This window comes from Dysosmobacter sp. Sow4_B12, assembly GCF_052116665.1.
In the GTDB taxonomy this organism is placed as follows: domain Bacteria; phylum Bacillota; class Clostridia; order Oscillospirales; family Oscillospiraceae; genus Oscillibacter.
On the sequence record NZ_JBQKKR010000029.1, the window covers coordinates 1 to 954 of the forward strand.

The following is a 954-nucleotide window of genomic DNA, read 5'->3' on the forward strand; positions in this document are numbered from 1 at the left end:
GATGTCGCCGCGGCCAGCCTGGTTCAAAGCGGTGACCACGTCTAGGTACACAGGCTCGCCCACGGAGCCGGTCTCCTTGGAGCGGTCCAGCACGGCGATGCGCTTGCAGGTGGCGGGGATGGCGGCGGCGAAGTGCTTCACGGAGAAGGGACGGTACAGGTGGATCTGCACCAGGCCCACCTTGCGGCCCTGGGCGTTCAGATAGTCCACGGTCTCCTTCACGGCCTCGGAGGCGGAGCACATCACCACGATGACCTCCTCCGCGTCGGGAGCGCCGTAGTAGTTGAACAGCTTGTAGTCCCGGCCGGTGAGCTTGTTGATCTCGTCCATGTAGTGCTGGACCGTATCGGGGATGGAGGCGGCCTTCTCGTTGGCGCCCTCCTTGCACTGGAAGTACACGTCGGGGTTGACGTTGTTGCCCCGGTTGGTGGGATGCTCGGGGTTCAGGGACTGGCGGCGGAACTCGCTGAGGGCCTTCTGGTCGATGAGGGGCCGCAGGTCCTCGTAGTCCAGAGCCTCGATGCGCTGCATCTCGTGAGAGGTGCGGAAGCCGTCGAAGCAGTGCATGAAGGCGTACTTGCCGCTGATGGCGGACAGGTGGGCCACAGCAGCCAGGTCCATGGCCTCCTGGGGGCAGGAGGACATCAGCATGGCGTAGCCGGTCATGCGGCAGGTCATGAAGTCGGTGTGGTCACCGAAGATGGAGTGGTGGTTGGAGGTGACCACGCGGGAGGCGATGTGCATGACGCTGGGGAGGAACTGGCCGCCCATGGCGTACATGGCGGGGATCATCAGCATCAGGCCCTGAGAGGAGGTGAAGGTGGTGGTCAGGGCGCCGGCCTGCAGGGAGCCGTGGCAGGTGCCGGCGGCGCCGGCCTCGGACTGCATCTGGATGACGTCCACGGTGGAGCCGAACAGGTTCTTCCGGCCCTTGGCGGACCACTCGTCCACCTT

General features: G+C 65.3%; 1 pseudogene. It reads right to left on the minus strand.

Going from position 1 to position 954, the window contains the following annotated elements:
* Positions 1–954, minus strand: a pseudogene (locus ACTQ4R_RS12970) (pyruvate:ferredoxin (flavodoxin) oxidoreductase); the annotation flags it as partial.